This window comes from Enterobacter quasiroggenkampii (assembly GCF_043972695.1).
Lineage (GTDB): Bacteria > Pseudomonadota > Gammaproteobacteria > Enterobacterales > Enterobacteriaceae > Enterobacter > Enterobacter quasiroggenkampii.
Window position 1 is genome coordinate 846,775 of record NZ_CP143745.1, and the last position, 18,736, is coordinate 865,510.

General features: G+C 56.2%; 15 protein-coding genes. 8 read left to right on the forward strand and 7 right to left on the reverse strand.

The features are described from left to right. Positions 1-2: 2 nt before the first annotated feature. Complete coding sequence (gene iclR, locus V1572_RS04040; RefSeq protein WP_126534939.1) at positions 3-833, reverse strand: glyoxylate bypass operon transcriptional repressor IclR; 831 nt, start codon at positions 831-833, stop codon at positions 3-5. Positions 834-1,026: 193 nt separating this feature from the next. Here iclR and metH point away from each other — a divergent pair, with 193 nt between their 5' ends. Then, a complete protein-coding gene (metH, locus tag V1572_RS04045; protein ID WP_395299723.1) occupies positions 1,027-4,710 on the forward strand; it encodes a methionine synthase in 3,684 nt (1,227 codons plus the stop codon). Between the two features lie 116 nt (positions 4,711-4,826). After that, on the forward strand, positions 4,827-6,458 hold the full coding sequence (locus V1572_RS04050) for a Na/Pi cotransporter family protein (protein WP_008503411.1): 1,632 nt from the start codon (positions 4,827-4,829) through the stop codon (positions 6,456-6,458). On the opposite strand, the gene V1572_RS04055 is transcribed toward V1572_RS04050, so the two are convergent. Both V1572_RS04055 and V1572_RS04060 read right to left on the reverse strand, forming a co-directional pair. Next, positions 6,455-6,742: an addiction module antidote protein gene (locus V1572_RS04055; RefSeq protein ID WP_021242718.1), complete on the reverse strand. Its 288-nt coding sequence runs from the start codon at positions 6,740-6,742 to the stop codon at positions 6,455-6,457. The genes V1572_RS04050 and V1572_RS04055 overlap by 4 nt on opposite strands. Positions 6,743-6,748: 6 nt before the next feature. Next, positions 6,749-7,051 (reverse strand): type II toxin-antitoxin system RelE/ParE family toxin, encoded by a 303-nt coding sequence (locus V1572_RS04060; RefSeq protein WP_252074145.1) that lies wholly within the window; start codon positions 7,049-7,051, stop codon positions 6,749-6,751. A gap of 197 nt (positions 7,052-7,248) precedes the next feature. Between V1572_RS04060 and rluF the strand changes: the two genes are divergently transcribed. Further along, positions 7,249-8,121, forward strand: coding sequence for a 23S rRNA pseudouridine(2604) synthase RluF (rluF, locus tag V1572_RS04065; RefSeq protein ID WP_023293552.1), 873 nt, complete (start codon positions 7,249-7,251; stop codon positions 8,119-8,121). Here rluF and V1572_RS04070 read toward each other — a convergent pair whose 3' ends face one another. The 3 genes from V1572_RS04070 to rtcR form a co-directional block, all read right to left on the reverse strand. Beyond that, positions 8,122-8,394 (reverse strand): DUF3811 domain-containing protein, encoded by a 273-nt coding sequence (locus V1572_RS04070; protein WP_014830263.1) that lies wholly within the window; start codon positions 8,392-8,394, stop codon positions 8,122-8,124. 50 nt (positions 8,395-8,444) lie between these two features. Continuing rightward, a complete protein-coding gene (panS, locus tag V1572_RS04075) occupies positions 8,445-9,389 on the reverse strand; it encodes a ketopantoate/pantoate/pantothenate transporter PanS (protein WP_045909140.1) in 945 nt (314 codons plus the stop codon). A gap of 105 nt (positions 9,390-9,494) precedes the next feature. Next, a complete protein-coding gene (gene rtcR / locus V1572_RS04080) occupies positions 9,495-11,069 on the reverse strand; it encodes an RNA repair transcriptional activator RtcR (RefSeq protein WP_048030173.1) in 1,575 nt (524 codons plus the stop codon). A 441-nt stretch (positions 11,070-11,510) separates the two neighbouring features. Here rtcR and V1572_RS04085 point away from each other — a divergent pair, with 441 nt between their 5' ends. Genes V1572_RS04085 through V1572_RS04095 form a run of 3 tightly spaced genes read left to right on the forward strand, consistent with a single transcriptional unit; the run spans position 11,511 to position 14,662 of the window. Beyond that, entirely contained in the window at positions 11,511-12,638 is a 1,128-nt protein-coding gene (locus tag V1572_RS04085) for a slipin family protein (protein ID WP_048226415.1), read from the forward strand. 4 nt (positions 12,639-12,642) lie between these two features. Continuing rightward, positions 12,643-13,869, forward strand: a complete 1,227-nt coding sequence (locus tag V1572_RS04090; RefSeq protein WP_021242724.1) for an RtcB family protein — start codon at positions 12,643-12,645, stop codon at positions 13,867-13,869. A 4-nt stretch (positions 13,870-13,873) separates the two neighbouring features. Then, the gene (locus V1572_RS04095; protein ID WP_069719709.1) at positions 13,874-14,662 is read left to right on the forward strand and encodes a nucleotidyltransferase domain-containing protein; all 789 of its coding nucleotides are present in this window, start codon (positions 13,874-13,876) and stop codon (positions 14,660-14,662) included. A gap of 41 nt (positions 14,663-14,703) precedes the next feature. Here V1572_RS04095 and lysC read toward each other — a convergent pair whose 3' ends face one another. Further along, on the reverse strand, positions 14,704-16,053 hold the full coding sequence (gene lysC, locus V1572_RS04100) for a lysine-sensitive aspartokinase 3 (protein ID WP_045909145.1): 1,350 nt from the start codon (positions 16,051-16,053) through the stop codon (positions 14,704-14,706). A gap of 374 nt (positions 16,054-16,427) precedes the next feature. Here lysC and pgi point away from each other — a divergent pair, with 374 nt between their 5' ends. Both pgi and yjbE read left to right on the forward strand, forming a co-directional pair. Beyond that, positions 16,428-18,077, forward strand: a complete 1,650-nt coding sequence (gene pgi, locus V1572_RS04105) for a glucose-6-phosphate isomerase (protein ID WP_045909146.1) — start codon at positions 16,428-16,430, stop codon at positions 18,075-18,077. A 367-nt stretch (positions 18,078-18,444) separates the two neighbouring features. Beyond that, entirely contained in the window at positions 18,445-18,687 is a 243-nt protein-coding gene (gene yjbE / locus V1572_RS04110; RefSeq protein ID WP_008503423.1) for an exopolysaccharide production protein YjbE, read from the forward strand. Positions 18,688-18,736: the final 49 nt, after the last annotated feature.

An 18,736-nucleotide genomic window follows, 5' to 3' on the forward strand; every position in this document is an offset into this window, starting at 1 on the left:
GCTTAACGAATCCCACCGTACGCCAGCGTCACCTCTTTCGCCGCTTTAATCACCAGCGCACCCAGCTCAGTGACCCGATCGTCGGTCATACGCGAAATCGGCCCGGAGATAGAGATGGCGGCAAACGGCTCGCGGTGCTCGTCAAAAATACAGGCTGCGATACAGCGCAGGCCGAGGGCGTGCTCCTCGTCGTCAAACGAATAGCCGCGCTTGCGGGTCAGGGCCAGATCTTCTTTCAGATGCACCGGCGAAACCAGCGTGGCGTGGGTATAGGCGTGCAGCCCTTTACGGTGCAGCAGCCCTGTCACCTGTTCCTCGCTCAGCTGCGAGAGAAATGCTTTCCCCGCCCCGGACGCGTGCATCGGCAGCTTACCGCCAATTGGCGCGGACATGCGCATCAGCTGCGTGCACTGTACCTGGTCGATGATAATCGCCTGGTGATCGCTCTGGTCCAGCACCGCCAGGTTTACGGTCTCACCGGACTCCTCCATCAGCTTGCGCAGAATCGGATGCACAATCGCCAGCAGGTTGCGGCTCTGCAGGAAGCTGCTGCCAACGATAAACGCATGCGCGCCCACCGCCCAGTGTCCCAGCTCGCCCACCTGGCGGACAAAACCCAGCTGCTGCATGGTGGTCAGCAGGCGGTGTGTTGTGGAGTTCGGCAGGCCAGCCTGCTGGGCCAGCTCCGTCAGGGCCACGCTGCTGTGCGACTCGGCTATCCACTCCAGCAGCTTCAGACCGCGCGTGAGCGATTGAACCTGTCCGCCCTGTTGTGCGGCGGCGGTGGTGGCAGCAGGTTTTCTGCCGCGTTTAGCGGGAACGGTCGCGACCATGACGATCTCCTTTTTCTGTATCGTGGAAATCATTTTCGTTTTATTTGGTGAATTTGCAACCGTTATCCTGACTGATCGGAGGAGTGATGGTGAACATGTCTCATGTTACCGCTGAGCGGCTTTTCCACCCTGCGAGATTGTGCCAGTATGGAACGCAGCCTTTTGGCCTTGTTGAGCGTTGTCGGGAGCAAGTGTGAGCAGCAAAGTAGAGCAACTGCGTGCGCAGTTAAATGAACGAATTCTGGTGCTGGACGGCGGCATGGGCACCATGATCCAGGGCTATCGCCTGAGTGAAGATGATTTCCGCGGCGAACGCTTTGCCGACTGGCCCTGCGACCTGAAAGGGAACAACGACCTGCTGGTGCTCAGCAAGCCGTCCGTTATTAAGGATATCCACAACGCCTACTTCGAAGCGGGTGCGGATATCGTTGAAACCAACACCTTTAACTCGACAACCATCGCCATGGCGGATTACCAGATGGAATCCCTGTCGGCGGAAATCAACTTTGAAGCCGCGAAGCTGGCGCGCGCCTGCGCCGACGAGTGGACGGCCCGCACGCCGGATAAGCCGCGCTACGTTGCCGGGGTGCTTGGCCCGACGAACCGCACCGCGTCGATTTCACCGGACGTCAACGACCCGGCGTTTCGTAATATCACCTTTGACCAGCTGGTTGCGGCCTACCGGGAATCGACCAAAGCGCTGGTGGAAGGTGGTTCCGATCTGATCCTGATTGAAACCGTCTTCGACACCCTCAACGCCAAAGCCGCAATTTACGCGGTGAAAGAGGAGTTCGAGGCGCTGGGCGTTGACCTGCCGATCATGATTTCCGGCACCATCACCGACGCCTCTGGCCGTACCCTGTCCGGCCAGACCACCGAAGCGTTTTATAACTCCCTGCGCCACGCCGACGCACTCTCCTTCGGCCTGAACTGCGCGCTGGGCCCGGATGAACTGCGCCAGTACGTACAGGAGCTGTCGCGCATCGCGGAATGCTACGTCACCGCACACCCGAACGCCGGTCTGCCAAACGCCTTCGGTGAATACGATCTGGATGCCGACACCATGGCGGCACAAATCCGCGAGTGGGCCGAGTCTGGATTTCTGAACATCGTCGGCGGCTGCTGCGGCACCACGCCGGAGCACATCGCGGCCATGAGCAATGCCGTCGCCGGGCTGCCGCCGCGCAAGCTGCCCGAGCTGCCGGTTGCCTGTCGCCTCTCCGGCCTTGAGCCGTTGACCATTGGTGAAGACAGCCTGTTTGTGAACGTGGGTGAGCGTACCAACGTCACCGGTTCCGCGAAGTTTAAACGCCTGATCAAAGAAGAGAAGTACAGCGAAGCGCTGGACGTTGCCCGCCAGCAGGTGGAAAGCGGCGCGCAGATTATCGATATCAACATGGATGAGGGGATGCTCGATGCCGAAGCGGCGATGGTGCGTTTCCTCAACCTGATTGCCGGTGAGCCGGACATCGCCCGCGTGCCGATCATGATCGACTCCTCCAAATGGGACGTGATCGAGAAGGGGCTGAAGTGCATTCAGGGTAAAGGCATCGTCAACTCCATCTCCATGAAAGAGGGCGTTGATGTCTTCATCCACCACGCGAAGAGGGTCCGCCGCTACGGTGCCGCCGTGGTGGTCATGGCCTTCGACGAAGTGGGCCAGGCCGATACCCGCGCGCGTAAAATTGAGATTTGCCGCCGCGCGTACAAAATACTGACCGAAGAGGTGGGCTTCCCGCCGGAAGACATCATCTTTGACCCGAACATCTTCGCCGTGGCGACCGGCATCGAAGAGCACAATAACTACGCCCAGGACTTTATCGGCGCGTGCGAGGACATTAAGCGCGAGCTGCCGCATGCCCTCATCTCCGGCGGCGTGTCGAACGTCTCGTTCTCGTTCCGCGGTAACGACCCGGTGCGTGAAGCAATCCACGCCGTGTTCCTCTACTACGCCATCCGCAACGGGATGGACATGGGGATCGTTAACGCCGGCCAGCTGGCGATTTACGACGACCTGCCTGCCGAGCTGCGCGATGCCGTAGAGGACGTGATCCTTAACCGCCGCGACGACGCCACCGAACGGCTGCTGGACCTGGCGGAGAAATACCGCGGCAGCAAGTCGGATGACGCAGCCAACGTTCAGCAGGCCGAGTGGCGTGCCTGGGACGTGAAAAAGCGTCTGGAATATTCGCTGGTAAAAGGCATCACCGAGTTTATCGAGCAGGACACCGAAGAGGCGCGTCAGCAGTCAGCCCGCCCGATTGAAGTGATCGAAGGGCCGCTGATGGACGGCATGAACGTGGTAGGCGATCTGTTCGGTGAAGGCAAAATGTTCCTGCCACAGGTGGTGAAATCCGCCCGCGTGATGAAGCAGGCCGTGGCGTACCTGGAGCCGTTTATCGAGGCCAGCAAAGAGAAAGGCTCCAGCAACGGCAAGATGGTCATCGCCACCGTCAAGGGTGACGTGCACGACATCGGCAAGAATATCGTCGGCGTGGTGCTGCAGTGTAATAACTACGAGATTATCGACCTCGGCGTGATGGTCCCGGCGGATAAAATCCTCAAGACCGCGCGCGAAGTGAATGCCGATTTGATTGGCCTCTCCGGGCTGATCACCCCGTCGCTGGACGAGATGGTTAACGTGGCGAAGGAGATGGAGCGTCAGGGCTTCACCATTCCGCTGCTGATTGGCGGCGCGACGACTTCCAAAGCGCACACGGCGGTGAAGATCGAGCAGAACTACAGCGGGCCGACGGTCTACGTGCAGAACGCCTCGCGCACGGTGGGCGTGGTCTCCGCGCTGCTCTCTGACACCCAGCGCGATGAGTTTGTTGAGCGCACCCGCAAAGAGTACGAAACCGTTCGCATCCAGCACGGGCGCAAGAAACCGCGTACCCCGCCAGTTTCACTCCAGGCGGCGCGCGATAACGATCTGGCGTTTGACTGGTCGAGCTATACGCCGCCGGTCGCGCACCGCCTGGGCGTTCAGGAGGTCAGCGCCAGCATTGAAACGCTGCGCAACTACATCGACTGGACGCCGTTCTTTATGACCTGGTCGCTCGCGGGCAAATATCCCCGCATCCTGGAAGATGAGGTGGTAGGTGAGGAGGCGAAACGCCTGTTTAAAGATGCTAACGACATGCTCGACAGGCTGAGTGCGGAGAAAACCCTTAACCCGCGCGGCGTCGTGGGCCTGTTCCCGGCTAACCGTGTGGGTGACGACATCGAAATTTACCGCGATGAAACTCGCACCCACATACTGGCGGTCAGCCGCCATCTGCGTCAGCAAACCGAGAAAGTGGGCTTTGCCAACTACTGCCTGGCCGATTTTGTCGCGCCGAAGCTGAGCGGTAAAGCCGACTATATTGGCGCCTTTGCCGTGACCGGCGGTCTGGAAGAAGATGCCCTGGCTGACGCGTTCGAAGCGCAGCACGACGATTACAATAAAATCATGGTGAAAGCGATCGCCGACCGACTGGCGGAAGCCTTCGCCGAGTACCTGCACGAGCGCGTGCGTAAGGTGCACTGGGGCTACGCGGCGAATGAAAACCTCAGCAACGAGGAGCTGATCCGCGAAAACTACCAGGGGATTCGTCCGGCACCGGGCTATCCGGCCTGCCCGGAGCACACCGAAAAGGGCACGATCTGGCAACTGCTGGACGTCGAAGCCCATACCGGGATGAAGCTCACCGAGTCGTTCGCCATGTGGCCGGGTGCGTCAGTTTCAGGCTGGTACTTCAGTCATCCGGACAGCAAGTACTTTGCCGTGGCGCAGCTGCAGCGCGATCAGATTGAAGATTACGCCCTGCGCAAAGGGATGAGCGTGTCAGAAGTCGAGCGCTGGCTGGCCCCGAACTTAGGCTACGACGCAGACTAACGTCACTTTTCCTTACAACAAACAAGGCACCTCAAGGGTGCCTTGTCTCTTTCTTACGCTTAACCCCTTATACTAAACCTATGGAAAACGAATAATGATAAGGAGGAAAACCTTCCGTGCTGACCCTGTTACATCTGCTCTCTGCAGTCGCACTGCTCGTATGGGGCACCCATATCGTCCGTACCGGCGTGATGCGCGTTTTTGGCGCCCGTTTACGTACCGTTCTCAGCAGCAGCGTTGAGAAGAAGCCGCTCGCCTTCTGCGCGGGCATTGGCGTAACGGCACTGGTTCAGAGCAGCAACGCCACAACCCTGCTTGTCACCTCCTTTGTGGCGCAGGATCTGGTGGCGCTGGCCCCGGCGCTGGTCATTGTGCTGGGGGCTGATGTGGGTACCGCGCTGATGGCGCGTATCCTGACGTTTGACCTCTCCTGGCTGTCGCCGCTGCTGATTTTTGTCGGCGTCATCTTTTTCCTCGGCCGCAAACAGACGCGGGCCGGCCAGCTTGGACGCGTGGGCATTGGCCTGGGGCTGATCCTGCTGGCGCTGGAGCTGATTGTGCAGGCGGTCACCCCGATTACCGAGGCCAACGGCGTTCAGGTCATCTTCGCTTCCCTGACCGGGGACATCATGCTCGACGCGCTGATTGGCGCGGTGTTTGCCATCGTCAGCTACTCCAGCCTGGCCGCCGTGCTGCTGACGGCCACGCTCACCGCCGCCGGGGCGATCTCCTTCCCGGTCGCGCTGTGTCTGGTGATCGGTGCCAACCTCGGCTCTGGCCTGCTGGCGATGCTCAATAACAGCGCCGCCAACGCTGCCGCCCGCCGCGTGGCGCTCGGTAGCCTGCTGTTTAAGCTGGTGGGCAGCCTGATTATCCTGCCCTTTATCCATCCGCTGGCGAACCTGATGGACAACCTCCCGCTGCCGAAGGCGGAGCTGGTGATCTATTTCCACGTGTTCTACAACCTGGTGCGCTGCCTGGCGATGGTCCCTTTTGCCGGGTCGATGGCCCGCTTCTGCGAACGACTCATTCAGGACGAACCGGAGCTGGATGCGCGCCTGAAGCCGAAGCATCTGGATACCTCCGCGCTGGACACCCCGGCGCTGGCGCTGGCGAATGCCGCACGCGAGACGCTGCGCATGGGCGACGCGATGGAGACCATGCTCGAAGGCCTGCAAAAGGTAATGCACGGCGAGCCGCGGGAGGAGAAAGAGCTGCGCAGACTGGCGGATGATATCAACGTGCTCTATACCGCCATTAAGCTCTACCTGGCGCGCATGCCGCAGGACGAGCTGGCGGAGGAGGAGTCCCGCCGCTGGGCGGAAATCATTGAGATGTCGCTCAACCTTGAGCAGGCCTCCGATATCGTTGAGCGCATGGGCAGCGAGATCGCCGATAAATCCCTGGCCGCACGCCGGGCGTTCTCCGTTGAAGGTCTGAAGGAGCTGGAAGCGCTGCACGAGCAGCTGGTTAGTAATCTGAAGCTGGCGATGCTGGTCTTCTTTTCCAGCGACGTCCCGAGCGCGCGCCGCCTGCGCCGTAACAAGCATCGATTCCGCATTCTTAACCGCCGCTACTCGCACGCCCACGTTGAGCGTCTGCATCAGCAAAACGTGCAAAGTATCGAAACCAGCTCACTCCACCTGGGACTGCTGGGGGATATGAAGCGCCTTAACTCGTTGTTCTGCGCGGTGGCCTACAGCGTGATGGAACAGCCGGATGAAGATGACCAGCGGGATGAGTATTAATCCCCGGCGTGTTTGAGTGTTAGCCCAAAACCCAATGCTTTCATGACCGCGAGCGTGGTTTTGAGCGTTGGGTTTCCTTTATCACTGAATGACCGATAAAGCTGCTCACGTGATAAACCGGTTTGCTGTGAAATGTTCGACATGCCTTTGGCTCGCGCGACAACACCAAGGGCTTTAGCGATATATGTCGAGTCGCCTGTTTCTAGTGCATCAGCGATAAACACGGCGATTTCCTCGTCATCCACCAACGCGTTGGCGGGATCGTAAGGTGTTAATTTATGCATGCTCATTCACTCCTGCCATTGGGATACATTGCTCAGCATTTTTGCCATCAGTATGTCTCTGGCCTGGCTGCTTTTGTCACCACCACATAACAGCACGATGATGTAATTGCCCTGGTCTTTAAAATAGATTCTGTAGCCCGGACCAAAGTGGATCCTTAGTTCACTTATATCTTCTCCCACGGGTTTAACGTCGCCCGCTAAGCCATTTGCCAACCGAAAGAGGCGGGAAGCGATAATGGTCTTCGCTCGTCGATCTTTTAAGTTTTGCTCCCAGCGTCGGAAGGATTCTGTCTGAACAATCTCCTTCATATTACTCCCTGTGATTTATAAACTACAAATACTTCTCCATGGAGAGTAAAACTAAAAGGCTTGAACACATGGGTAAATGACAGGATGCAAAATCCTGAAAGCGTCTCGCAAACTAAAAAACCCGTCTCAGTTACCGTCGGCTAATCTTTTTTTCCAGTCCATACCTAAGGTATATTTCGCCCTTCACAGGAGAAACTATGCTGCCAACTCAATCAACCCGATTAAACAAATACATTAGCGAGAGCGGGATCTGCTCACGTCGCGAGGCGGACCGTTACATTGAACAAGGTAATGTGTTCCTCAACGGCAAACGCGCCACGATTGGTGACCAGGTGATGCCTGGCGATGTGGTTAAAGTGAATGGTCAGCTCATCGAACCGCGTGATGCCGAAGACCTGGTGTTTATCGCGTTGAACAAACCGGTTGGGATTGTCAGCACCACGGAAGATGGCGAGCGGGACAACATCGTTGATTTCGTGAACCACAGCAGCCGTATCTTTCCGATTGGCCGTCTGGATAAAGACTCTCAGGGGCTGATTTTCCTCACCAACCACGGCGATCTGGTCAACAAGATCCTGCGTGCCGGTAACGATCACGAGAAAGAGTACATTGTGACGGTGAATAAGCCGGTCACGGACGACTTTATTCGCGGTATGGGCGCCGGTGTGCCGATCCTCGGTACCGTTACGAAAAAGTGTAAGGTGAAGAAAGAAGCGCCGTTCGCGTTCCGTATTACCCTTGTGCAGGGCTTAAACCGCCAGATCCGCCGCATGTGCGAGTACTTCGGTTATGAAGTGACGAAGCTGGAGCGCACGCGCATCATGAACGTCAGCCTGACTGGCATTCCGCTGGGCGAATGGCGCGACTTAACGGACGACGAACTGATCGAGCTGTTCAAGCTTATCGAGAACTCCTCGTCCGAAGCGAAGCCGAAGGCCAAAGCAAAACCGAAAACCCAGGCGATTAAGCGTCCGGTCGTGAAGGCACCCCAGGCGGAAGAGAAAGGACGCGGCAAACCGGGTAACGGGAAGCGATTTACCCAGCCTGGCCGTAAAAAGAAAGGGCGCTAGCTAGCGCCTTCCACGGGTAGAGGTATTGGCCGACCAGGAAAAGGTCGTTTCAGTATCCGGCTTGTAAGCCTGCTGCTTTTTCAGTTTGCGGGCTTTTTTCGCCTCGGCGTCACGCTGCGCCATCAGTTTGTCGATGTACTCTTTTTTCACCTGATTGGTTTCGGCGTTGGTCAGCGTACGGCCATGCGCGATGCGGGCGCGGTCGAGAAGCGTTTTCAGTTCGCGCTGCTCGGCTTCCGTCATGTCTTTCTGGGTCAAACGTGGTGTCGCCATTGCTGAAGCCTCCTGAGAGAGAGGCTTCAGTGTAAAGCAAGCTGAATCAATTAACCCTGCTTCACCGCATCTTTTTTCGTTTGTTCCTCAATCGGTTTGCCGGACCAGTAGCCCGCCAGCAGCGAGCCGGAGAGGTTGTGCCAGACTGAGAACAGCGCACCCGGCAGGGCCGCCAGCGGCGAGAAGTAGATTTTACCGAGCGCCGCCGCCAGGCCGGAGTTCTGCATCCCTACCTCGATTGCCAGCGTGCGGCAGGTCGATTCGTCGAAGCCAAACAGTTTCCCGCCCCAGTAGCCGCCCAGCAGGCCAATGGTGTTATGCAGCACCACCGCGACGATCACCACAAAGCCTACGGAAGCAATGTGCGAGGCGGAGCCCGCCACCACGGCGCTGATGATGGCCAGAATACAGACCATCGAAAATGCGGGCAGGTATGGCTCAACGGCCTTCACCACGCGCGGGAAAAGATGGTGAATGACCAGCCCCAGCGCAATCGGGATCACCACGATTTGCAGAATGCTCAGCAGCATGCCCATCACGTCCACCTGAATATGCGCATCCACGTACAGGCGGGTTAACAGCGGCGTGGCAATCACGCCCACCAGCGTAGAGACGGACGAGATAGTGACGGAGAGCGCCACGTCGCCTTTCGCCAGATAGATCATGACGTTGGACGCCGTGCCGCTGGCCACGCTGCCCACCAGCACCATCCCGGCGGAAAGGTCGGGCGGCATCTTAAAGGCCATCGCCAGTAGCCACGCCGCGAGCGGCATCACCAGGTAGTGCAGAAATATTCCTGCCGCGACGGGCGCAGGGCGAGACAGCACGCGTTTGAAGTCGTCGACTTTCAGATGCACGCCCATACCGAACATGATCAGCATCAGCAGCGTGGTGACCCACGGACCAATACCGGTGAACGTGGTGGGCGTGTAATACGCGAGTACGGAGAGCAGCAGCGCCCATAACGGGAACAGCCGCGTAATAGCGGATAACATAATGATTTCCTTGCGATGAATGTTGTGTGTGTTTGTTATAAAAAGCCGGGATCGAGCCCGGCTATAGTTATTGTTTATCGCGTAAGGAAGTAATATTCAAATGAATTATGACCGGATGCTTTCCCAGCTCAGACTAAAGCGAGCCAGATATTTGCGCAGTCGGTCGGCGTCGTTAGGATTGGCTTTTTTGAGCCGTGAAACGGCAAACAGCTCACGTCCGGCTTCAGACAACGATGCGCTGCGGCGACATACCTCCAGCACCGTTTCAAGTTGCCGCTGGTCAAAGAGGTCAATCTCCATGTCAGTTGCAGGCTGCGTCACGTCAGTTTGCCAGTCGGTCTGAAGACGTGAGATCTCCTCCAGCACCAGATCCTGAGTAATACGCCCTCGTTCCGCCAGGGTCGCCATGCGTGCGACGCTGGCGCTCAGTTCGCGAAAGTTGCCCCGCCACAGCGCCCTGCTGGAACAGGCAAAGGCCAGATAGCCTTCGCGCGCCTCTTTATCGAAGCGGATTTGCGTCTGGCTTTCGCGAGAGAAACGTTGAAGTTCGTAGTCGACATTCGGCGTGATGTCCTCTTTCCGTTGGGCAAGGCCGGGCAAGGCAAAGCTCCACATATTAATACGGGCATAGAGATCTTCACGAAAACGTCCCTCTGCCACCCACTGGCGCATATCACGGTGGGTTCCGGCGATAAGTTGAAAATCGCTGTGAACTTCTTTATCGGAGCCAAACGGGAAAAAAGTTTTCTCTTCAATGGCTTTGAGCAGCATCGCCTGTTCATCCAGGCCTAGTTCGGCAATCTCATCGAGGAAAAGGACGCCGCCATCGGCTTCACGCAGCAGGCCGCTGCGCGCCGACAGTGCGCCGGTAAAGGCTCCTTTCACATGGCCGAACAGCGTGGACATGGCGTTATCACCGCGCAGGGTCGCGCAGTTGACGGAAACCAGCTTGCCGGATACCTGATGGCGTGACTGCTTAAGCTGATAAATGCGGTTCGCGAGGAACGACTTGCCCGCGCCGGTGGGGCCGGTCAGCAGGATCGGGGCTGTTGAACGTAGCGCCACGCGTTCAATCTTGTCGATAAGAGTGTTAAAGGTGGCATTTCGCGTATCAATGCCCGCTTTCAGAAATGAGATTGACTGCTGCTGCTCGCGCTGAAAACGGTTGGTAAGGGTCGTGTAGCGGCTTAAATCCAGGTCGATAATTGAGTAAGTTCCGGCTGCAGTCTCCTCAGCAGAGGCTTCTTTTCTGGCAGGGCCAGTCTGCAAAAGGCTGGCGGGAAGATAACGGGCTTCCGTCAGCAGGAACCAGCAGATCTGCGCCACATGCGTGCCGGTGGTGATATGGACGAAATACTCTTCGTGATCGGTATCAAACGTGTACTGGGTGGCGAAATCGAGAAACGCGGCATAAACCTCTTCGAAATCCCACGGGTCTTCAATGATTACCGTGCTGGGACGCACCTCGGTGTGGGGGGAAACCAGCACAATATCTTCCGCCAGTTGCTGAGCCATGCCGAGATCTCGCGGTTGATGTAGCAGCTCCAGCCTGTCGACCGGGAAATCCGGCTGTTGGCACAGCCCGACGGTCGGTCGCCATTTGCGAAAGCGATTAGCCCGCTTTCCCCGTTTATCCATCACGGTGCCAAGCACCCCGATTACCACCTTCCGCTTCTTCATGTTTATCCAGAAAGATAATTGTCGATATAACAGGATAAAAAATGTTGAGCCGAACGGCAATGAATGAAAAGTGTGATAAATAAAAACCATTAATTATCAATGAAATAAAAAAATAAAACGGCAATTTTTGTTTTTGGCACGCTTCTGGCAATACAGATAACGTCACGACGTTGAGCACACTGGGGGTTAAGGCCCCGTCGGCGCACCAGGAACGGCAAGGCTGTTTTCCGGGGGCGTTCCGTCAACCAATGACAGACAGAAGGGTTCGATTCCCGATTCATTCTCCCAATGAAAACTGGTTGTAAACATCAAAGTAAAAACGGGGATTGCGCAGTCAGCAATCCCAATGAAGGTCGCCGGTAATGGCGCCGGATCGCAGGCGAAAAGGCATTCCCCTGTGATTTCGTGCCTGCACCCGCGCCTGACTTTAAGGAATATAAAATGGCTAAAAAAATCACGATAAAAAAAGGTCAGTTAGGACTGGTAGCAAAAGCTGGCGATTATTACCGGGTACTGGAGGCGGGTGAACACCGTCTGGGTTGGTTCAATACTGACGACGTGCTGGTGGTGAGCCAGGACGGCAGCGAGGTGCCGGGTGCGCTGGCGGATTATCTGCGCCGCTTTCAGCCTGACTGGGTGGCACGTTACTGCCTGGCGGTTGATCTTACTGCGGATGAAATCGGGGTGTTATCGAACAACGGCGTATTGCAGGAGATTGTGCCGCCTTGTACACGTCGTCTGTACTGGCAGCAGGATGCGGCGTTGAGCCTGCGAAGAATTGATACCCGTGATGTGCGGGTGCCGGAGGACGTGATGAATGCTGCTCTGCAGCCGCGTCGCAATGGCGCGGTAAAAGGGCGTGACGCGATGCTGGTCGTACAGGTACCTGCCTGGCACGTCGGGGTGGTGAAAATCGACGGAGAAATTCAGGCACTGTTACCGCCGGGACTGACGGCTTACTGGAAAATTAACCATCTGGTTGAGGCAGAGGTAGTGGATACGCGCCTTCAGGTGGTGGAAGTGAGCGGGCAGGAGATCCTGACGAAGGACAAAGTTAACCTGCGCCTGAACCTGGCGGCTAACTGGCGCTACAGCGACGTGCTACAGGCCTGCGGACAGCTTACGAAACCGCTGGAACATTTGTACCGCGAACTCCAGTTCGCACTGCGTGAAGCGGTCGGCACCCGAACTCTCGATGAGTTACTGGAAGATAAGCAGATCATTGACGAGGTGGTCAGCAAACAGGTGCAAGGCCGCCTGTCATCCTTTGGAATGGAAATTGCGTCGCTTGGGGTAAAAGATATTGTTTTACCTGGTGATATGAAAACGATTTTATCCCGTCTGGTAGAGGCCGAAAAATCGGCCCAGGCGAATGTTATTCGCCGACGTGAAGAAACGGCGGCGACACGATCGCTGTTAAACACCGCAAAGGTGATGGAAAACAACCCGGTGGCGCTGCGTTTAAAAGAGCTGGAAACCCTGGAAAGGGTCGCGGAGCGTATCGACAAAATTTCAGTATTTGGTGGCCTGGACCAGGTATTACACGGCCTTGTTAACCTGAAAGGATAACGCAATGCAACAGAATGATTTTGAATTACTGACGGCGTCAAACGGCGCCCCGATCAAAATGTGGACTCACGGTGTGCCCGTGGAGCCAGAGGCACAGGCGCAGTTACTGAATACCGCAAAGATGCCGTTTATTTTCAAACACCTTGCGGTGATGCCCGACGTTCATCTCGGTAAAGGCTCAACCATCGGCAGCGTGATCCCGACCAAAGGGGCAATTATTCCTGCGGCGGTTGGCGTGGATATTGGCTGTGGGATGATTGCCGTTCGCACGTCGTTGGTGGCCGGTGATTTGCCGGATAATCTCAGCGGTTTACGTAGCGCCATTGAACAGGCAGTACCGCATGGGAGAACCAATACCCGTTCTCGACGGGATAAAGGCGCGTGGGAAACGCCACCGAAAGAAGTGGACGATCGCTGGTGGGTGCTGGCCCCACGTTTTAAACAACTCACGGATAAATACCCGCAGTTGCTGAAAACCAACAACTACCAGCATCTGGGCACGCTGGGTACCGGAAACCACTTTATTGAAATTTGCCTCGATGAGCAGCAGCGCGTCTGGGTGATGTTGCACAGCGGCTCGCGCGGCGTAGGAAACGCCATCGGTAATGTGTTTATCGCCCTGGCACAGCAGGATATGCAGCATCACCTGGGACATCTGCCGGATAAAAATCTGGCCTATTTTCAGGAGGGGAGTCGTCACTATGAGGACTACATCGAGGCGGTGGAGTGGGCGCAGGATTTTGCCCGCCACAATCGGGAAGTGATGATGTCGCGCGTGCTGGCGGCGCTCTCTCGCGAAGTGACTAAGCCCTTTATTACGCAGCAGGAGGCGGTTAACTGCCATCACAACTATGTGCAGAAAGAGCATCACTTTGGGGAAGAGGTACTGATCACGCGCAAAGGTGCGGTGTCGGCGCAGAAAGGGCAAATGGGGATTATTCCGGGCTCAATGGGCGCAAAGAGCTTCATCGTGCGTGGCCTCGGCAACGAGCAAAGCTTCTGTTCCTGCAGCCACGGCGCTGGGCGAGTGATGAGCCGAACGGCGGCAAAAAAACGCTATACCCTTAGCGACCATATTCAGGCGACCTCTCACGTAGAGTGTCGCAAAGACAATGAGGTGATCGATGAAACGCCGATGGCCTATAAAGACATTGATGCCGTGATGGCCGCGCAATCGTCGCTGGTGGAGATCGTTCACACCCTGCGTCAGGTAGTGTGTGTAAAAGGATAAAAAAATGAGCAACAACGATGTTGATAGCGCGATGCGCGCACGAGTCTGCGCGCAACTTCGCGATATAGAGCAGCGCTATAACGTGCGCGTGCTCTACGCCTGTGAATCGGGCAGCCGGGGATGGGGATTTGCCTCACCGGATAGCGATTATGATGTGCGGTTTTTGTACGTTCACCGCCCAGAATGGTATCTGCGCGTCGAAGCCCAACGGGATGTGATCGAGCTGCCGATAGATGATGAACTGGACGTATGTGGCTGGGAATGGCGCAAGGCACTGGGCCTGCTGAAGGGGGCAAACCCGACGCTTATCGAGTGGCTGGATTCCCCTATTGTTTATCAGGAGGATGAGACGGTAGTGGCCGAGTTGCGCGCGCTGATACCCGCGTGGTTCTCACCATTGCGCGCCCGCTGGCATTACTACTCGATGGCCCGAAAAAACTTCCATGAATATTTACAGGGGGAAACGGTTCGGCTGAAAAAGTACTTTTATGTTCTGCGCCCTTTGCTGGCGGCGCGGTGGGTAGAAGCGGGGAAAGGCGTTCCACCGATGCGTTTTACCGAACTGCTTGCCGGGAGCGAACTGTGTGCGCCGTTACGTGCGGAAATCGATGCATTGCTGGAAATAAAACAGCGCGCAGATGAAGCGGAATATGGTCCTAAACGGCCATTACTCCACGCTTTTTTGCAAAATGAGCTGGTGAGAGGAGAAGTACCGCCGGTACTACCCGACAGCAGAGAAGGAAATTTAAAAGATCTGGATTCGTTGCTGATGAGAACAGTAATGAAAAGCTAAAGAATGGCCCGGTAGTGAAAACACCCGGGCCATTCTTGCGCTTATTCAAACAAATTCTGATGAAGCTTCTGCACAACCTGCTCGGCCTGATCGGCTGGCACCAGGAAGCAGAGGTTATAGCTGGACGCACCGTAGCAAATCATGCGGATGTTGAACGGGTCGAGCACGCCAAACACCTCTTTGCCCACGCCGCAGGCGCGTGACAGCTTGTTACCGATGATGGCAACCAGCGCCAGGTCTTCTTCGACTTCCACGCGGCACAGTTCAGACAGCTCAATCAGCAGCGACTGCGTCAGCAGGGTATCACCGGTTGAGGTAGAGCCCGTGGTGTCCAGCGTCAGCGCAATGCTCACTTCAGAGGTGGTGATCAGGTCCACGGAGATATTGTGGCGCGCCAGAATGCCAAACACTTCCGCCAGGAAACCGCGGGAGTGCAGCATATTGTGGCTGTGCAGGGTGACCAGCGTCTGGCGACGGCGCAGGGCAAGGGCGCGGAACAGCGGCGGGTTTTCCGTTTTCTTGCAGACCAGCGTCCCGCCCGCTTTTGGATCTTTACTGGAGCCGACGAAGACCGGAATATCGCTGCGTACGGCTGGCAAAAGGGTTGCCGGATGCAGCACTTTCGCACCGAAGGTGGCCATTTCAGCCGCTTCTTCAAACGCGATCACATCAATACGTTTCGCCGCGGAAACAACGCGCGGGTCGGTGGTGTAAATACCCGGAACGTCAGTCCAGATATCCACGCGCGTGGCATGCAGGGCCTCGCCCAGCAGCGCGGCGGTGTAGTCGCTGCCGCCACGGCCAAGCGTGGTGGTGCGGCCCTTCGCTTCGCTGCCGATAAAGCCCTGGGTGATCACGATGCCGTCTGCCAGACGCGGGGCCAGCTGCTGATTGGTCAGTTCGGCCAGTGCTTCAACATCCGGCTCGGCGCGACCAAAGCGGTCGCTGGTGCGCATCACTTTACGCACGTCAAACCACTGCGCCTGAATGTTACGCTCGCGCATGATTTCAACAAACAGCAGGGTGGACATCAGCTCACCGTGGCTGACCAGCTCGTCGGTCAGGGCGGTGGAGGTGGCCAGTGAGGCGGCTTCTGCCAGGGTGGTGATGTTTTCCAGCAGACGTTCCACTTCCTCGCGGATGACGTTCGGGTTCTGCAGACGCTCAAGAATGTCGAACTGAATTTTGCGCAGTGCATCCAGCTTCACGAAACGTTCTGTCGCTTCCAGTCCTTCAGACAGAGAAACCAGCAGGTTCGTCACGCCGGCAGAGGCAGACAGCACCACCAGGCGGGTATTCGGATCGGCCAGCACCACATCGGCGCTGCGGTTCATGGCATCGTAATCGGCCACACTGGTGCCGCCAAATTTGGCGACCACAAAACTCGTCATAACAACCTCGTGTCAGGGAATGAATAAGCGACCTTGGCACAAGAGTGAAACGAAAACAGGTGCAGGCGCAAAATACGGCCCTATAAATAAAATGCGGGGGAGGTCCTGTCAATGCTGGGATTATGCGGATTTTTTATGGGGGGGTACCCCTGAGAAACAGGACTTATAACAGGGCCAGATTTTATGCTCCGTTTTAGGGCATTTTGACCGACATTTCACCGCTCCTGGAAGGCGCTTCAGCAGCTATACTTTTCGGGTCTTTTCACCTGTGTTTGATGCAGGCCAGGGCAATGGCATAAAAACCATCACAATTTTTATTTGCAGGCGCTACAATCGACCGCAGTCACAATTCTCAAATCAGAAGAGTATTGCTAATGAAAAACATCAACCCAACGCAGACCGCTGCCTGGCAGGCACTCCAGAAACATTTTGATGAAATGAAAGACGTCACCATCGCGGATCTGTTCGCGAAAGATGCCGATCGTTTCAACAAGTTCTCCGCGACCTTCGACGACCTGATGCTGGTGGATTTCTCTAAAAACCGCATTACGGAAGAGACGCTGGCAAAACTGCAGGATCTGGCTAAAGAAACCGAGCTGGCGGACGCCATCAAATCCATGTTCTCCGGTGAGAAGATCAACCGCACCGAAGACCGTGCCGTGCTGCACGTCGCTCTGCGTAACCGTAGCAATACGCCAATCATCGTTGACGGCAAAGACGTCATGCCGGAAGTGAACGCGGTGCTGGAAAAGATGAAAACCTTCTCCGAAGCGATCATCTCCGGTAGCTGGAAAGGCTACACCGGCAAAGCGATCACCGACGTGGTAAACATCGGTATCGGCGGTTCTGACCTCGGCCCGTTCATGGTGACCGAAGCGCTGCGTCCGTACAAAAACCACCTCAATATGCACTTTGTGTCTAACGTCGATGGTACCCACATCGCCGAAGTGCTGAAGAACGTGAACCCGGAAACCACCCTGTTCCTGGTTGCGTCTAAAACCTTTACCACCCAGGAAACCATGACCAACGCCCACAGCGCGCGCGACTGGTTCCTGAAAACCGCGGGCGACAACAAGCACGTGGCGAAACACTTCGCGGCGCTGTCTACCAACGGTAAAGCCGTCAGCGAGTTCGGTATCGACACCGCGAACATGTTCGAGTTCTGGGACTGGGTTGGTGGCCGCTACTCTCTGTGGTCTGCAATTGGCCTGTCTATCATCCTGTCCGTGGGCTTCGACAACTTCGTTGAGCTGCTCTCCGGCGCGCACGCGATGGACAAACACTTCTCCACCACCGCGCCTGAGAAAAACCTGCCGGTGCTGCTGGCGCTGATCGGGATCTGGTACAACAACTTCTTCGGCGCTGAAACCGAAGCGATCCTGCCGTACGACCAGTATATGCACCGCTTTGCTGCGTACTTCCAGCAGGGCAACATGGAATCCAACGGTAAATACGTGGACCGTAATGGCAACGCGGTGGACTACCAGACTGGCCCAATCATCTGGGGCGAGCCGGGTACTAACGGCCAGCATGCTTTCTACCAGCTGATTCACCAGGGCACCAAAATGGTACCGTGCGATTTCATCGCGCCGGCTATCACCCATAACCCGCTGTCCGATCACCATCCGAAGCTGCTGTCCAACTTCTTCGCCCAGACCGAAGCGCTGGCGTTCGGTAAATCCCGCGAGGTGGTTGAGCAGGAATACCGCGACCAGGGTAAAGATCCGGCAACGCTGGACCACGTGGTGCCGTTCAAAGTATTCGAAGGCAACCGTCCAACCAATTCCATCCTGCTGCGCGAAATCACGCCGTTCAGCCTGGGTGCGCTGATTGCTCTGTACGAGCACAAAATCTTCACGCAGGGCGCGATCCTGAACATCTTCACCTTTGACCAGTGGGGCGTTGAGCTGGGCAAACAGCTGGCAAACCGTATTCTGCCAGAGCTGGGTGATGATAAAGCGATTACCAGCCATGACAGCTCGACCAATGGTTTGATCAACCGTTATAAAGCATGGCGTGCGTAATTAAAACGTCATGAAAACGTGCCGGCTTAATGCCGGCATTTTTTTATCGGATAATTCCTGATGTCTGTTAGTTAACTCAAATTCTGGTTCTGAGTTTAATCCGAAAAAGACGCTTAACCCGTTAATTGCTGCGGTTTATTTTAAGAAAATACGCAGAAGTCAGTTAATATCTCTATATTATAACATCTTGATTTTTATTGGTTATATATTTTCCTGTTTTTCCTTTCATTTCGATTTTATCCATTAGTCCGAAAACCCTCTCCCTATTTCCCCTTACGGCAAACCCGCGGCAGTAGTTGTGTATACTCGATTCCGCCTGAAATTCTTTTCGGGCAAATCTCCATTCATTCATTGAAGGGAAATTGTTATGAAGAAAGTACTGTATGGCATTTTTGCCATATCTGCGCTTGCGGCGACATCTGTCTATGCAGCTCCGGTTCAGGTCGGGGAAGCGGCAGGGTCGGCTGCGACGTCTGCGTCTGCGGGGAGTTCTACCGCAGCCAGCGCCAGCACCGTAAGTTCAGCCGTGGGTGTCGCGCTGGCGGCAACCGGTGGCGGTGATGGCTCCAACACCGGAACCACGACCACCACGACAACCAGCACCCAGTAATAGCGGGTGTTTTAATCATAACCACACTTCGGTGTGGTTATTTCGCCCC

Excerpts from the sequence above, each read along its gene's own strand:
- iclR (WP_126534939.1), bottom strand. The coding sequence starts at position 833 with ATGGTCGCGACCGTTCCCGCTAAACGCGGCAGAAAACCTGCTGCCACC.
- yjbE (WP_008503423.1), top strand. The coding sequence starts at position 18,445 with ATGAAGAAAGTACTGTATGGCATTTTTGCCATATCTGCGCTTGCGGCG.
- V1572_RS04060 (WP_252074145.1), bottom strand. The coding sequence starts at position 7,051 with ATGAAGGAGATTGTTCAGACAGAATCCTTCCGACGCTGGGAGCAAAAC.
- rtcR (WP_048030173.1), bottom strand. The coding sequence starts at position 11,069 with ATGAAGAAGCGGAAGGTGGTAATCGGGGTGCTTGGCACCGTGATGGAT.
- V1572_RS04070 (WP_014830263.1), bottom strand. The coding sequence starts at position 8,394 with ATGGCGACACCACGTTTGACCCAGAAAGACATGACGGAAGCCGAGCAG.
- V1572_RS04055 (WP_021242718.1), bottom strand. The coding sequence starts at position 6,742 with ATGCATAAATTAACACCTTACGATCCCGCCAACGCGTTGGTGGATGAC.
- lysC (WP_045909145.1), bottom strand. The coding sequence starts at position 16,053 with ATGACGAGTTTTGTGGTCGCCAAATTTGGCGGCACCAGTGTGGCCGAT.
- V1572_RS04095 (WP_069719709.1), top strand. The coding sequence starts at position 13,874 with ATGAGCAACAACGATGTTGATAGCGCGATGCGCGCACGAGTCTGCGCG.
- V1572_RS04085 (WP_048226415.1), top strand. The coding sequence starts at position 11,511 with ATGGCTAAAAAAATCACGATAAAAAAAGGTCAGTTAGGACTGGTAGCA.
- panS (WP_045909140.1), bottom strand. The coding sequence starts at position 9,389 with ATGTTATCCGCTATTACGCGGCTGTTCCCGTTATGGGCGCTGCTGCTC.
- V1572_RS04090 (WP_021242724.1), top strand. The coding sequence starts at position 12,643 with ATGCAACAGAATGATTTTGAATTACTGACGGCGTCAAACGGCGCCCCG.
- rluF (WP_023293552.1), top strand. The coding sequence starts at position 7,249 with ATGCTGCCAACTCAATCAACCCGATTAAACAAATACATTAGCGAGAGC.
- pgi (WP_045909146.1), top strand. The coding sequence starts at position 16,428 with ATGAAAAACATCAACCCAACGCAGACCGCTGCCTGGCAGGCACTCCAG.